We start from the raw sequence: 14,050 nt of genomic DNA, 5'->3' as shown, positions 1-14,050 counted from the left end.
ACATTTCATGACGCAGAATCAGCCATCACCCACGGCCACGCCGGAGCGGGAGGCCGCCGGCACGCCGATCGTGGTGGTGGACGACGTGCACCACAGCTTCGGCAGCGGACCGCAGGCCGTCCACGCCCTGCGCGGCGTGTCCTTCGAGATCCGCCGGGGCGAACTCATCGCCCTCCGGGGCCGGTCGGGCTCCGGCAAGACCACCCTGCTGAACCTCGTCGGCGGCCTCGGCACCCCGACCGGCGGCCGGATCACCGTCGACGGCACCGACCTGGCGTCACTCGGCGAGACGGGCCTGCTCGCCCTGCGGCGCGACCGCATCGGCTTCGTCTTCCAGTCCTTCGGCCTGATCCCCGTCCTCACCGCCGCCGAGAACGTCGGCGTGCCGATGCGGCTGCGCCGCCTGCCCGCCAAGGAGCGCGAGGAACGTGCCCGGACCCTGCTCGCCCTCGTCGGCCTCGCGGACCACGCCGAGCAGCGCCCCGGCGAGCTCTCCGGCGGCCAGCAGCAGCGCGTCGCGGTGGCCCGCGCCCTGGCCAACGACCCCGACCTGATCATCGCGGACGAGCCCACGGGCCAGCTGGACCTGGAGACCGGCCGGTCGATCATGGAACTGCTGCGCGCGGTGGTGCGCGGCAAGGACGTCACCGTCCTCGTCGCCACCCACGACCCCAACCTGATCGAACTCGCCGACCGCGTCGTGGAACTGCGCGACGGCCGCATCGTGGAACCCGGCGCGAACGACGGCACCCCTTAGTACTCCAGTGCGACTTCGCGATCTTGTGTTGGTCGCATGTGGCCGAGGGCTTCGTTGGTGGGTTCGGGGATCGAGGTTCGTGAGCGTCGGGGCAGGCGCCAAGCCGCATCGTGTACCGGATGGGCGGAGCAGAGCCGGCCCGGATGACCACAGCCGGCACACGATGGGATGCAGAGGCGAGCGTTCGCTACTCGGTCGCGGCTGGCGCTTCCCGCTCCCTCTGGCGCTCCTCGTACCGCGAGGGCGCGCGGAGTATCCAGGACCACGACTCGTACTCGTCGACGGGTCCCACCCGCTCGGCGCCCTCAATGCAGCGCGGATCGTCCCGCTCGGCCAGTCCGTAGACGGCCCAGATCCGGGTCTGCTGGTTCTCGTCATCGAGCAGACCGGCCAGAGTGTCTCCGATGACGGGTTCCGGATTCAGGCTGTAAGCGAGCCCGTAGCCGGCGACGTGGCGTACGGAGGAGTCGGTGTCCCGGGCCAGTGCAAGCAGGGCATTCAGCCCCTCGGAGGTGAACGTCTTCCGCCCAGACCTCTCCGAGTTCACGACGCTCAGGGTCGAGGGCACTCGGGCACGTACCCGCGAGGCAGGGTGGGCAAGGTAGGAGAGCCCCAGCGGCTCGATCCTCGGGTCCTCATGGTGGCTCAGGCCGGCCAGGGTCTCGGCCAGGACGTCCGGGTGTCCCTCTTCCCGTGCCCAGGAGAGGAGGAGCTCGAGCGTGCACTGCTCGAACGGACTCGGGACGTCCGTCAGCTCAGCCTCGAGGTTGAGGCAGACCAGGACCTCCACGCCGAAGCGGCGATGCAGGGGATCGGGATGGTTCCGCAGTGCCGCCGCGGCCTCCCAGGTCTCGTCGTCCTGCCTGCGGGCAACGGTGTGGACGATCTCCGACCAGACGGCGTGTTCATAGTCCGGGTAGTCGAGTGCGCACGCGCGGGCCGCCAATTCGTCAATGCCCAGGTGTAGTCCGAAGTGCTTCTCGAGGAGAGTGAGGATCCCTGTGTGGCCGTCGCGGACGGTCAGTCCGCCGAGCCGGAGCTCGTGGTACTCGGTGGTCCATTCCCTGTCCCGGATGCGAACCCGCTCGACCTTATCCGAGGTGCCGGTCCGCTCCCGGAGCATGGCGACCGGGCCCTTCTCGTGCCACCGCCGGGCGTGTGCCAGCAGTTCCGCGCGGGTGGCCTCGCTGGTCAGCGCCGCGTCACCGAGCAGGGAAAAGACGAGACCGATGGAACCGCTGTCGGTGCCCTGCAAGAGGGGCGTGGTCCCGTCGGGCAGCTGGCGGTCTGTATCCGCGCCGCCCTTCACCAGATAGCTGGCGATCGTCGAGTTGAACGCTGAGATGCCCAGGCAGAGTGCGGGGGTGCCCTGCTCGTCGAAGACGTCGGGGTCCGCCCCGTCCTCGAGCAGTATCCTGACCGCGTTCTCGTCCCCGTTCCGCACTGCTGTGACGAGTGGATCCTCGCCCATCCCCAACCCCCTGTTGCACTCGATCGCCACGCAGCCGCAGGCCGGGAGAGGCATAGTCGGTCGAGTCCGTGACGCCGTCCCGGGCCGGAGCCATGGGCTGAATATCTGAGTGTCGGGCCGCTGACGGCATGTCGCATCGGCGGTCGATCCCGAGCCTCGTCCTACGCGGATCCCACCGGCTGAAGCAGCCTGCCGCATCCAGTGGATCTGGAGCGGCCACCGCGTGAGCATCAAGGGTGGTGTGGACTCCTGAAGATCGTGCTGTGGCCGCGGACCACAGCATAGATGCCGCCCGTTGGCGTGCCATGTTCGACCAGGCCATGGCCCGGATCGCGGGCCGGTTCAAGCGGGTGGAGCCCCTAGCGACGGCCCGCGCCTTCGTGCTCGCCCTGCTGTCCGGCGTCGAGCGGAAGAACTGCTGGCGGCTGGCCGAGCAGGCCGGTCACGCCCGCCCCGGGCCAATGCAGCGGCTGCTGCGAAGCACCCGCTGGGACGCCGATGCGGTCCGCGACGACATCCGCACCTACGTCCTCGAGCACCTCGGTGCCGAGGACGGCGTCCTGATCGTGGACGAGACCGGCTTCCTGAAGAAGGGAACCGCCTCGGCCGGCGTGCAGCGTCAATACACCGGCACCGCAGGCCGGGTCGAGAACACCCAGGTCGGCGTCTTCCTCGCCTACGCCTCCAGCAGAGGACGGGCGTTGATCGACCGTCGGCTCTACCTGCCCGACGCCTCGTGGTGCCAGGATACCGAGCGCCGAATCCGCGCCGGCGTGCCCGACCAGGTGGAGTTCGCGACCAAGCCCACGCTGGCCGGACAGATGATCACGGCAGCACTGGACGGCGGGATCGACGTCTCCTGGGTGACCGGCGACGAGGCATACGGCCAAGACCCCGGCCTGCGCGCCCTGTTGGAGTCCCGTGGCATCGGCTACGTGCTGGCCGTCGCCTGCAGCACACGGGTGCAGATCAACCACGGGCGAACCACTGCCCGCGCGGATGCCGTCGCCGACCGCCTGCCCGCCTCGGCCTGGCACCGGCAGAGCGCCGGAGCCGGGGCGAAGGGGCCGCGCTACTACGACTGGGCCTGGATCGAGACCGGCACCGACGGCCATCGACACCTGCTGATCCGCCGCAACCCGCACTGCGGCGAACTCGCCTACTACCTGTGCTGTTCCCCGAGGCGAGTGCCGCTGTCCGAGCTGGTCAAGGTGCCCGGGACCAGGTGGTGCATCGAGGAGTGCTTCCAGGCCGCGAAAGGCCAGGTGGGACTGGACCACTACCAGGTCCGCCACTGGACGGCCTGGCACCGGCACATCACCCTGGCCATGCTCGCGCTGGCCTTCCTGGCCGCCCTCGCCGCCGACGCGACACCGGCCAGGACCGCCGATCCGAACCGACCCGCCCGCAGCACCGACCCGATCGACCTGACCGTCCCGGAGATCCGTCACCTGCTCGGCGCCCTGCTGATCCCGGCGAACACCTCCCCGCGCAGGCTGCTGCACTGGTCGAACTGGCGCAGACACCACCAGGCCACCGTCCGCCGCAGCCACTACCAACGACGACTCGCGGCCCCCTCAACCGGATAGATCACGAATTCGCACTGGAGTATTAGGCGTGTTGTCCGGGTCAGGCCGGAGGGACCGCGTCGCCCGGGCCGGCCCCGGTCGGTGACTCCCGGTGTGTGCCCGGCCGTTCGCGCCAGAAGGCGCCCGAGGCCGCCCGGCGCAGCAGCATGAGCACCACTCCGGCCCCGGCCAGGAAGAGGGCGATGACCAGGGGTGCGCCCAGCCCGAACCAGGCCGTCGAGGTGGCCGCGTTGCGGGGGTCGGCCATGTCGGCGACGGACTCCACGAGCAGCCAGACCAGCAGCGCCGAGCCGATCAGCGGCCCGGCGCCGAGCAGCAGGAAGGGGCGCAGCCCCCGGGTCAGCCGCTTGCGGTACCAGACGGCGCAGGCGATGCCGGTGAGGGCGTAGTAGAAGGCGATCAGCAGCGACAGCGCGGTGAGGGAGTCGGCGAGGGCGTTCTCGCTGATCCGGTGGATGACGACGTACCAGACGGTGGCGGTGCCGGCGACCCACCAGGTACTGGTGCCGGGCGTGCCCCGGCGGGGGTCGACGGCGGCGAAGCGGGCGGGCAGCGCGTGGCGGCGGGCCATGGACAGGGCCGTGCGGGAGGCGGGGATGATGGTCGTCTGCGTCGAGGCGAGGGCCGAGGTGCTGACGGCGAGAAGCAGGATCCAGTCCCAGCCGCCGAGCACCTCGTGGGCGAGGGCGGCGAAGACGTCCTCCTCGGTGTCGGCCCGTCCCGCCAGGTAGGCCGTGCCGGCGTAGGCGACGACGGCGAAGGCCACGGACAGGTAGGTGGCGAGCAGCACGACCGTCGACCAGATGCCCGCCCGGCCGGGCGCGTTGGCGGAGTCCTTGGTCTCCTCCGTCAGGTTGAGGGCGGATTCCCAGCCCCAGTACGCGAACACGCCGAGCAGCAGCCCCCCGGTGAGCGCGGATCCGCCCGCGCCGAAGGGGTTGAGCCAGCCGGCGGCGGGGCGGACGGCGTCCAGGCTGCCGGTGCCGGCGTAGACCCGGTACAGGGCGACGGCGGCGAACACGACGAGGCAGACGACCTGGAGCAGGACGAGCGCGTTCTGGAAGCGGGCGGAGGCCTCGGTGCCGCGAACGCACAGCCAGGACATGACCAGGATCAGCAGGACGGTCAGGGCCTCGCGTGCCAGTGCGTTCCCGGCCAGGCCGTCGGCGCCCACGGCGAGCAGCCCGAAGCCCACGGCCACGTCCGCGAGCGAGCCGACGACGAGCACCCCGGTCATCGCGATGGCCCAGCCGCCGAGCCAGCCGGTGGTGGGGCCCAGGGCGCGGGTGGCCCAGGAGAAGGTCGTACCGCAGTCCGGGTCGGACCGGTTGAGGAAGTGGAAGGCGGAGGCGATCAGCAGCATCGGGACGAAGGAGGCGAGCAGGACGCCGGGGGCGTACACGCCGGCCAGGGCGACCAGGGGCCCGATGACGGCGGCCAGCGAGTAGGCGGGCGAGGTGGCGTTGAGGCCGATGGCCAGTGCGCCGAAGAAGCCGATCGCGTCCGCCTTGAGCGCGCCGGCCGGGACGGCCGCCATAGGAGCGGTCGTGGCCGTGGTCGTAGCCGTGGCCGTGGTCGTGGCCTTCGGGGCGGTCGCGGTGGCGGTTCGGGCGGCCGTCTCCGGCGGGGTGTCTGCGGCCATCGTCCCTCGCTGTACTGAGTGCGGTGTGCTGGCTGCGCCGCTGCCGGGCGCGGTGTGAACAGGGCGTGAACTGCGACGAGGAAACCCGTGCGGCCGCTCGGGGGTCAATGGTGTTGGCATAAGGCTCCCGGCGGGCGGGACGGGCGGCCGGGTTCAGCGGGCGCGCAGGGCCTGGAGCCGGGCTTCGGCGCTCGTCAGGAGCATGTCCAGGGCGACCGGGTAGGCGCTGTGGTTCATCCGGGCGGCCAGCAGCCGCCGGGTGGCCGCGATGTGCGGGTACTCGTCGGCGGGCAGCCGGGCGTAGGTGGACTCCCACTGCCGCTCGTCGGAGATCCGGGCGGCCTCGGACAGGGCCAGGGCGCCGGCGTCGAGGGCGGCGAAGGCCAGGCTCTGGTCGATGAAGGCGTGGTAGATCAGGACCGCCTCCGGGTCCGGGAAGCCGGCGGTGCGCAGGATGCCGAGGACGGCCTCGTCGGCGGCGATCTCGCGGGGGCGCCCGGTGACGCGGCTCGCGGTCAGCACGGCGGCCTGCGGGTGGGCGAGGTAGGCGCCGTGGATGCGCAGCCCGAGTTCGCGCAGGTCGGAGCGCCACGTCCCGGAGGCCGACCAGCCCTCCAGGGCCCGTCCGATCAGTTCCTCGCCGATGGCGAGGGTCAGGCCGTCCATCCCGTCGAAGTACCGGTAGAGGGTGCTGGGGTCGGCGCCGAGGGCGGCGCCGAGCCGGCGGGCGGAGAGGCCCGCGCTGCCGTGTTCGCGCAGCATGCGCAGGGCGGTGTCGACGATCAGCCGTTCGGACAGGACGACGCCCTGCCGGGTGGGACGCCGCCGCTTGCGGGCGTCCTCGGGGACCACTTGCTTCGCCATCGGGAACCCTCCGACCGTACGCCGATCCTTATGCCAACACCATTGACCTTATCTTGCGGGCCCGGCTTTCATCCCTCCCATGGGGCACGGACCTCCGTGGACCCCGCCGAGAGAGGGTTTCGTCATGCGTGTTCTGCTTGTGGGCGCCGGCGGCGTCGGTACCGCGATCACCCGGATCGCCGCCCGCCGGGACTTCTTCGACCACTTCGTGGTCGCCGACTACGACCTCGCCCGCGCCGAGGCCGCCGTGGCCGCGCTCGACGACTCCGCCGGCCGGTTCACGGCCCGCCGGATCGACGCCTCCGACGAGGCGGCGGTGGCCGCGCTCCTCACCGAGGAGCGGTGCGACGTCCTGCTGAACGCCACCGATCCCCGCTTCGTGATGCCCCTGTTCGAGGCGGCCCTGGCCGCGGACAGCCACTACATGGACATGGCGATGTCGCTGTCCCGGCCGCACCCCGGCCTGCCGTACTCCGAGTGCGGGGTCAAGCTGGGCGACGAGCAGTTCGCCCGGACGGAGGCGTGGGAGAAGTCGGGCCGGCTGGCGCTGGTGGGCATGGGCGTGGAACCCGGCCTGTCGGACGTGTTCGCCCGCTACGCGGCGGACGAACTGTTCGACGAGATCGAGGAGATCGGCATCCGCGACGGGGCGAACCTGACGGTCGAGGGCTACGACTTCGCCCCGTCGTTCAACATCTGGACGACGATCGAGGAGTGCCTGAACCCGCCCGTGGTTTACGAACGCGACCGGGGCTGGTTCACCACCGAGCCCTTCAGCGAGCCGGAGGTGTTCGACTTCCCGGAGGGCATCGGCCCGGTCGAGTGCGTCAACGTCGAGCACGAGGAGGTGCTGCTGGTCCCGCGCTGGGTGGAGGCGCGGCGCGTCACCTTCAAGTACGGGCTGGGCGAGGACTTCATCGGCAAGCTCCGGACCCTGCACGCGCTGGGCCTGGACTCGACGGCACCCGTCACGGTGCGCGGCGCGGACGGCAGCCCGGTACGGGTCTCCCCGCGCGACGTGGTGGCCGCCTGCCTGCCCGACCCGGCGACGCTCGGCGAGCGCATGTCCGGCAAGACCTGCGCGGGCACCTGGGTGAAGGGCACCAAGGACGGTCTGCCGCGCGAGGTGTACCTGTACCACGTGGTGGACAACCGGTGGTCGATGCGCGAGTACGGCTCCCAGGCCGTCGTGTGGCAGACCGCCGTCAACCCGGTGGTGGCGCTCGAACTCATGGCCGGCGGCGTCTGGGCGCGGTCCGGGGTGCTCGGCCCGGAGGCCTTCGCACCGCGCCCGTTCCTGGACCTGCTGACGGAGTACGGCTCCCCGTGGGGCCTGCGCGAACAGGGCTGAGCACCCGGTCCTCAGCCGGCCTTGAGGGCCGCAAGGAAGTCGAGGCGGGTCTCCAGGAGGGCCAGGTCGCGGCCGGTGAGCTGCTCGATGCGGGCGATGCGGTGGCGCAGCGAGTTCACGTGCAGGTGGAGCCGGGCGGCGCAGGCCGTCCAGGACGCGTCGCAGTCGAGGAACGCCTCAAGGGTGGCCAGCAGGTCGGTCCGGTGGCGGCGGTCGTGCTCGCGCAGGGGGCCGAGCAAGCGGGCGGCGAACGCCCGGCGGGCCTCGGCCGGGATGAGCGGCAGCAGCGTCAGGATGTGGGCGGTGAGGTCGTCCGCCCCGCGTACGGCGACCCGTTCCGGGGTGTCGTGGGCGATCCGCAGGGCGTGGCGGGCCTGTTCCAGCGCCCGGCGCGCGTTCCCCGGTTCGTCCGCGGGGGCGCCGAGGCCGACGGAGACGCTCTCCGCCGGGCCCAGCCAGCGCCCGAGCACGGCGCCGAGCCGCTGCTGGAGGGCGCCGGCGTCGAGGGCCGGGCCGGGGAGCGGCGACGGGGCTTCGGGGACGAGGACCAGCAGCACGGCGTGTTCCCCGTCGACGGTGCCCGCGATGTCCTGCGCGGTCACCGGGACCGGGCCGTCCGGCTGGATCAGGGCTTCCTCCAGGAGCGCGCGCAGGGCGGCGGCGGGAACGGGGCGGCCGCCGTTCCAGCGGCCGCCCGCGACCACGAACTGGCAGCGCTTCCAGGTGGACACCCCGCTGACGACGGCCTGGGCGGTGGCGCTGAGCCGGACGGGTATCTCCTCGGCCGGGATGGGGCTGCGCATCAGGTCGAGGGCCCGGCCCGCCAGGTCGTGGAGCGCCGCCTTGTCCCGCTCGTGCGCGGACCGCGCGTCGGCCAGCACCTCCACGACCCGGTCCAGGAGCCGTGCCTCGTGCACGGGCCAGGCCGAGGTGTCGGCCTCCACGGCGAGCAGCCAGTCGCCCAGTTCGGCGGCGTACTCCGCCCCGGCCCGCGGCCCGGCGGTCGCCCCGTCGGGTACCGGCAGGAGCGAGTGGAGCCGGTTCCCCACCGTGACGCGGTGGGGTGCCGCCGCATCCGAGCGGCGTGCGGCGAGGTACCTCGCCGCCAGCGCCCTCGCGGTCCCCGCCCGCAGGGCGGGCCCGGCCCCGGCGATCTGACGGCCCGCCGGGGACAGGACGCGCACGTCGTGGCCGAGGTCCTGGCGCAGGAGCTCCAGGACGGAGGCGGGGGCGCTCCGGTCGGCCAGCATCCGCCGGTGGCGCTCGACCACGGCCGCGAGGGTGCCGGTGTCCCGGCGGTGCAGCCGGCCGAGGACGAGTTCCGTGACGGCCGCGAACGAGGTCTCCGGCCGCACGGCGAGGAGCGGCAGGCCGTGGCGCCGGCAGGCGCGGACGAGGTCGTCCGGCACCGTCCGTGTTCCACCTCGCCGGCCGCGAGGGCCGTGACCCCGGCGCGGTCGAGGACGCTCACGAAGGGCTCGGCGTCCCCGTCGCGGCGCCACCAGGCCAGCCCGGTGAGGACGAGTTCCCCGCCCTCCAGGAACCGCCCCGGGTCGGCCAGGTCGATGACGGGGACGGCGCGCACGGGCCGGTCGAGCGCGCCGTCGCCGCCCTCCCGCCCCACGAGGAGCACCAGCCCCAGCTCTTCGGCGTCGAGGAGGTCGCGTAGTCGCATGATCGCCAGCTTCTCACACCGCATTCCTCGCCGGACCTACGTCGTCGCAGCTCAACGCGGTGCGGCGGTGGGAACGCACGGTCGTCCACAGCCGGGGGGAGAGCCGGTTTCGAGCGATCGGTGACTGCCTCGCCCCCGGCCCGCACGGTCTACTTCTGGACGTGCGGCCGGGCCCGGGAAGCCCCGCCGAACGGCGTGCCGCGCACGGGGGTCGCGGCACCGTCGGGCCCCTGCCGCCGCACGGCAACAGGAAGATCCCGGACGCGGCCGCGCGGCCGCGGCGCGCCGGGTACCTCAGGAAGAGACGGTCTGATCATGGCTGAAACCACCAACGGCATACCCTCCGGAGTCACTCAGGGCTCCCGCACCCGGGGCGGCATCGGCGAGTCCACGCTCCGCCCGGACGGCACGCTCAAGGTCACCGGCGAGTTCGCGTACTCCTCCGACATGTGGCACGAGGACATGCTCTGGGGCCAGATCCTGCGCAGCACCGTCGCCCATGCCGAGATCGTCTCCATCGACACCTCCGACGCCCTGACCGTGCCGGGCGTCCACGCCGTGATGACGTACGACGACCTGCCGGCCGAGGTGAAGTACTACGGCATGGAATTCCGGGACACCCCGGTCCTGGCCCACCGGAAGGTCCGTCACCACGGCGAGCCGGTCGCCCTCGTGGCCGCCGACCACCCGGAGACGGCCCGCCGGGCCGCCGCGAGGATCAGGATCGAGTACCGGGAGCTGCCGCTCGTCACCGACGAGGCCTCGGCGCTGGCGCCCGGCGCGGTCCTCGTCCACGAGGACCGCGACGACCACCACAGCGCGTACGTCCCGCACCAGAACATCGTGCACCACCAGCCGGTCGTCCGCGGCGACGTGGAGGAGGCCCGCAAGCGGGCCGACGTGATCGTCGAGGGCGAGTACACCTTCGGCATGCAGGACCAGGCCTTCCTCGGCCCGGAGTCCGGCCTCGCGGTGCCCGCCGAGGACGGCGGGGTCGACCTGTACGTGGCCACCCAGTGGCTGCACTCGGACCTCCGGCAGATCGCCCCCGTCCTCGGGCTGCCCGAGGAGAAGGTCCGGATGACGATGGCCGGCGTCGGCGGCGCGTTCGGCGGCCGCGAGGACATCTCCATGCAGATCCTGGCCAGTGTGCTGGCGCTGCGCACCGGCAAGCCGGTGAAGATGGTCTACAACCGGTTCGAGTCCTTCTTCGGCCACGTGCACCGCCACCCCGCGAAGCTCCGCTACGAGCACGGCGCCACCAGGGACGGCAAGCTGACCCACATGAAGTGCCGGATCGTGCTCGACGGCGGCGCCTACGCCTCGTCCACGGCCTCGGTCGTGGGCAACGCCGCCTCGCTCTCGGTGGGTCCGTACGTCATCGACGACGTGGACATCGTGGCGGTCGGCCTCTACACCAACAACCCTCCCTGCGGGGCGATGCGCGGGTTCGGCGCGGTCCAGGCCTGCTTCGCGTACGAGGCCCAGATGGACAAGCTCGCGGCGAAGCTGGGCATGGACCCGGTCGAGTTCCGCCGGCTGAACGCCATGGAGCAGGGCACCGTCATGCCCACCGGCCAGCGGGTCGACTCCCCCGCCCCGGTCGCCGAACTGCTGCGCATGGTCAAGGACCGCCCCCTGCCGCCCGAACGGCAGTGGGAGACCTCGGACGGCGAGGCCGACCTCCGGGCGCTGCCGGGCGGCCTGTCGAACACCACGCACGGGGAGGGGATCGTCCGCGGCGTCGGCTACGCCGTCGGCATCAAGAACGTCGGCTTCTCCGAGGGCTTCGACGACTACTCCACCGCCCGCGTGCGCCTGGAGGTCGTGGGCGGCGAGCCCGTCGCGATGGTGCACACGGCGGCGGCGGAGGTCGGCCAGGGCGGTGTCACCGTCCACGCCCAGATCGCCCGTACCGAGCTCGGCGTCCAGCGGGTCACCATCCACCCGGCGGACACCCAGGTCGGATCGGCCGGTTCCACGTCCGCCGCCCGGCAGACGTACATGACGGGCGGTTCCGTCAAGAACTCCTGCGAGCACGTCCGCGCGAGGGTCCTGGAGATCGGCCGGCGCAAGTTCGGCTCCGCGCACCCGGCATGGGCGGCTCCCGGCCTCCTGCTGGAGGGCGGCAAGGTGGTCACCGCCGGCGGCGAGGTCCTCGCCACCCTCGTGGACGTGCTGGAGGACGAGGTCGTCGAGGTCGAGGAGGAGTGGCGGCACTTCCCCACCGAGGCCTTCGACCGGGTCACCGGGCAGGGCAAGGGGCACGTCCAGTACTCCTTCGCCGCGCACCGCGCGGTGGTGGAGGTCGACACCGAACTCGGCCTGGTGAAGGTCGTCGAACTGGCCTGCGCGCAGGACGTCGGCAAGGCCCTCAACCCGCTGTCCGTCGTCGGCCAGATCCAGGGCGGCACCACCCAGGGGCTCGGAGTGGCGGTGATGGAGGAGATCATCGTGGACCCGAAGACGGCGAAGGTGCGCAACCCCTCCTTCACGGACTACCTGATCCCGACCATCCTCGACACCCCGGTCATCCCGGTGGACTACCTGGAACTGGCCGACCCGAACGCCCCGTACGGGGTGCGCGGCATCGGCGAGGCCCCGACCCTGTCCTCCACCCCGGCCGTCCTCGCGGCGATCAGGAACGCGACGGGGCTCGAACTGAACAGGACCCCGGTCCGGCCCGAGCACCTCACCGGGCTCTGACGGACGGCGGCGCGCGCCGCCGGGCCGCCGCGCGCCGCCGCACCACCGGTTCAGTGCCGGGCGTCCGCCCGGGGCCGCTCCAGGGTGAAGGTGTCCACCGGGGTCAGCTCCCCGTAGGGGCCCTCGAAGGTGTAGTACGTGACGTGCATCCGGGTACGGCCGCTGCCGCGGGTGCCCGGGTCGACGTCGAAGGCGGCGAAGCCGTGGCCGTGGACCCGGTCCTGGACGGCCCGCCAGGGGGCGTCCTCCGTGATGTAGACGGGCTTGCGGTGGCGGCCCTCGGGTTCCTTGCTCACCTCCACCACGACCCGGCCCTTGGGTTCCTCGAACAGGTCGTCCTGGGTGGTGGCGAAGTTGCCGCCGCCCCCGATGATCATGTGCACGGTCCCCTTGCCGGTGTCGGCGGTGTCGGTGGCGGTGGAAACCGGGAGCGGGGTGCGGACGTCGCCCGGCAGGACGCCGCGGACCGGGAGCGAGCGCTCGTAGTAGTGCTCGTGGCCGCAGAGCACCAGGTCGACCCCGTAGGCGTCGAAGAGCGGGCCCCACTCCTGGCGCACGCCGAGGTCGCTGCCGCCGCTGCGGTGGCTGGAGATCATCGGATGGTGCATGAAGACGACGATCCAGTCGATGTCCCTGCCGGCCCGGGCCGCCTGCAACTCCCGCTCCAGCCAGCGTCGTTGGGCGCCGCCGGAGTATCCGCGCAGATACATCTCGCCGCTGTCCACGATCGCCACGTCGTCGTTGGCCAGGCTGATGAAGCGGACCGAGCCGACGGTGAAGGCGTACCACAGGCCCCGGGTCTCGGCCTCGCCGGCGGACGTCGCGCCCGGGAGCGCGAAGTAGGTCTGGTAACCCGTGAGCCCCAGGGGGCCGTTGCCCTTCTCGGTCTCGCCGTTGCCCACGCAGGGCATCCAGGGGCGCAGCCGTGCCGAGCGGCTGTTGCCGATGAACCAGTCGGCCCAGGTCGCCACCCGGTCCTCACCGATGGCTCCGGCGACGCCCGCGTAGCACAGGTCACCGTTGACGAGGTTGAACAGCGGGCCGACCCGTTCCACCGCGGCCACGATGTCGGAGGACGCCTCGGTGCCGCCCTGGGTGCTGGTGTACAGCGGGAAGGGGCCGAGCGGCGGCGGCGTGTCCTTGGTGGGCCACTTGAGGGTCCGGCGCAGGTTGGGCGTGCCCTGGTCGCCGAAGCTGGTGAAGGTGAACGCGGTGCGCCCGCGCGGCGCCGTGGTGAACGATCCGGTCTCCTGCGCGGCGCCGTCGTGCCCGGCGGAGTACAGGTAGGTGGTGTCGGGCCGCAGCCCGGTGATACGGGCGTGGTGGACGTACACCTCGCGCTGGGAGAGCCCGTCGCGGTAGGTACGGGTCTCGGCGTCGACGGCGTGTCCGGCGCCCCCGTCCGGTGAGCCGAGGTGGACGCGCGGCCGGCGGACGGACTGGGGGCTGATCCAGGAGACGGTCATCTCGGTGGCGGGATCGGACCCGAACTGCAGGTGCAGCCCGGCCACCCCCGGCACCCCGATACGGCTGGGCGTGCGCTGGAGCAGCGGCGACGCGGCGGCACCCGGCGGCCCGGCCGCCCCGGCGCTTCCCGCACCCCCGACGACGGCGGCGGCCGCACCGGCGGTCGAGCCCGCCAGTAACGCCCTGCGCGGAATGGACATGGAACCCCCGTTCCTCAAGGAAATCGATCGTGTGCACCCTAGGCCCGATCGACCGCCACAACGCCCGCCGGAACCACTCTTGAACGAAAATTTTCCGGCGTCCGCCCGCCGCAGGCGTCTTGACGCGCCCGTGTCCCACCGCGTCCGATGGCCGGATGACCATGTGGGGAGTGTGCGTGTTCGTGAGCGGCGGCGTGGTGCTCATGGCGGGGAGCAAGGGGGACCGCGGCTGGGGGAACTGGTCGCACGGGCAGCGCATCGTGTGCTCGGCCGGTCTCGTCCTCGTACTCGTGGGACTCGCCAGCGGCTTTCCTGGCTAGGGGTGTTG

At 72.3% G+C, this 14,050-nt stretch carries 10 protein-coding genes and 1 pseudogene; 5 read left to right on the top strand and 6 right to left on the bottom strand.

Annotation, left to right across the window (positions count from 1 at the left end):
• Positions 1 to 7: 7 nt before the first annotated feature.
• Positions 8 to 757 (top strand): ABC transporter ATP-binding protein, encoded by a 750-nt coding sequence (locus ABT403_RS01115; RefSeq protein ID WP_344167461.1) that lies wholly within the window; start codon positions 8 to 10, stop codon positions 755 to 757.
• A gap of 187 nt (positions 758 to 944) precedes the next feature.
• On the opposite strand, the gene ABT403_RS01110 is transcribed toward ABT403_RS01115, so the two are convergent.
• Complete coding sequence (locus ABT403_RS01110; protein ID WP_344167464.1) at positions 945 to 2,258, bottom strand: ankyrin repeat domain-containing protein; 1,314 nt, start codon at positions 2,256 to 2,258, stop codon at positions 945 to 947.
• Between the two features lie 275 nt (positions 2,259 to 2,533).
• On the opposite strand from ABT403_RS01110, the gene ABT403_RS01105 reads away from it, so the two are divergent.
• Positions 2,534 to 3,817, top strand: coding sequence for an IS701 family transposase (locus ABT403_RS01105; protein ID WP_425580329.1), 1,284 nt, complete (start codon positions 2,534 to 2,536; stop codon positions 3,815 to 3,817).
• 40 nt (positions 3,818 to 3,857) lie between these two features.
• Here ABT403_RS01105 and ABT403_RS01100 read toward each other — a convergent pair whose 3' ends face one another.
• Positions 3,858 to 5,354, bottom strand: coding sequence for an APC family permease (locus ABT403_RS01100; protein WP_344168401.1), 1,497 nt, complete (start codon positions 5,352 to 5,354; stop codon positions 3,858 to 3,860).
• A 258-nt stretch (positions 5,355 to 5,612) separates the two neighbouring features.
• Positions 5,613 to 6,323, bottom strand: coding sequence for a TetR/AcrR family transcriptional regulator (locus ABT403_RS01095; protein WP_344167467.1), 711 nt, complete (start codon positions 6,321 to 6,323; stop codon positions 5,613 to 5,615).
• Between the two features lie 124 nt (positions 6,324 to 6,447).
• Here ABT403_RS01095 and ABT403_RS01090 point away from each other — a divergent pair, with 124 nt between their 5' ends.
• A complete protein-coding gene (locus tag ABT403_RS01090; protein WP_344167470.1) occupies positions 6,448 to 7,674 on the top strand; it encodes a saccharopine dehydrogenase family protein in 1,227 nt (408 codons plus the stop codon).
• An 11-nt stretch (positions 7,675 to 7,685) separates the two neighbouring features.
• Here the strand turns inward: ABT403_RS01090 and ABT403_RS01085 are convergent, their stop codons facing one another.
• Positions 7,686 to 9,083, bottom strand: a complete 1,398-nt coding sequence (locus ABT403_RS01085; RefSeq protein ID WP_344167473.1) for a helix-turn-helix domain-containing protein — start codon at positions 9,081 to 9,083, stop codon at positions 7,686 to 7,688.
• A 77-nt stretch (positions 9,084 to 9,160) separates the two neighbouring features.
• A pseudogene (locus tag ABT403_RS01080) lies at positions 9,161 to 9,349 on the bottom strand (PucR family transcriptional regulator ligand-binding domain-containing protein); the annotation flags it as partial.
• Between the two features lie 315 nt (positions 9,350 to 9,664).
• Here ABT403_RS01080 and ABT403_RS01075 point away from each other — a divergent pair.
• Positions 9,665 to 12,055, top strand: coding sequence for a xanthine dehydrogenase family protein molybdopterin-binding subunit (locus tag ABT403_RS01075; RefSeq protein WP_344167479.1), 2,391 nt, complete (start codon positions 9,665 to 9,667; stop codon positions 12,053 to 12,055).
• A gap of 50 nt (positions 12,056 to 12,105) precedes the next feature.
• Here the strand turns inward: ABT403_RS01075 and ABT403_RS01070 are convergent, their stop codons facing one another.
• On the bottom strand, positions 12,106 to 13,722 hold the full coding sequence (locus ABT403_RS01070) for a purple acid phosphatase family protein (protein WP_344167482.1): 1,617 nt from the start codon (positions 13,720 to 13,722) through the stop codon (positions 12,106 to 12,108).
• Between the two features lie 155 nt (positions 13,723 to 13,877).
• Here ABT403_RS01070 and ABT403_RS01065 point away from each other — a divergent pair, with 155 nt between their 5' ends.
• Positions 13,878 to 14,042, top strand: coding sequence for a hypothetical protein (locus ABT403_RS01065; protein WP_344167485.1), 165 nt, complete (start codon positions 13,878 to 13,880; stop codon positions 14,040 to 14,042).
• Positions 14,043 to 14,050: the final 8 nt, after the last annotated feature.

Source organism: Streptomyces sp. NPDC000075 (assembly GCF_040301925.1).
Classification (GTDB): domain Bacteria; phylum Actinomycetota; class Actinomycetes; order Streptomycetales; family Streptomycetaceae; genus Streptomyces; species Streptomyces polychromogenes.
Note: the sequence above shows the minus strand (reverse complement) of the source record. Positions and strands in the feature narration are given on the sequence as shown.

What these genes read in the sequence shown, in the direction of transcription:
- ABT403_RS01090 (WP_344167470.1), top strand. Translation starts at nt 6,448, where the DNA reads ATGCGTGTTCTGCTTGTGGGCGCCGGCGGCGTCGGTACCGCGATCACC.
- ABT403_RS01095 (WP_344167467.1), bottom strand. Translation starts at nt 6,323, where the DNA reads ATGGCGAAGCAAGTGGTCCCCGAGGACGCCCGCAAGCGGCGGCGTCCC.
- ABT403_RS01105 (WP_425580329.1), top strand. Translation starts at nt 2,534, where the DNA reads ATGTTCGACCAGGCCATGGCCCGGATCGCGGGCCGGTTCAAGCGGGTG.
- ABT403_RS01065 (WP_344167485.1), top strand. Translation starts at nt 13,878, where the DNA reads ATGACCATGTGGGGAGTGTGCGTGTTCGTGAGCGGCGGCGTGGTGCTC.
- ABT403_RS01100 (WP_344168401.1), bottom strand. Translation starts at nt 5,354, where the DNA reads ATGGCGGCCGTCCCGGCCGGCGCGCTCAAGGCGGACGCGATCGGCTTC.
- ABT403_RS01115 (WP_344167461.1), top strand. Translation starts at nt 8, where the DNA reads ATGACGCAGAATCAGCCATCACCCACGGCCACGCCGGAGCGGGAGGCC.
- ABT403_RS01070 (WP_344167482.1), bottom strand. Translation starts at nt 13,722, where the DNA reads ATGTCCATTCCGCGCAGGGCGTTACTGGCGGGCTCGACCGCCGGTGCG.
- ABT403_RS01075 (WP_344167479.1), top strand. Translation starts at nt 9,665, where the DNA reads ATGGCTGAAACCACCAACGGCATACCCTCCGGAGTCACTCAGGGCTCC.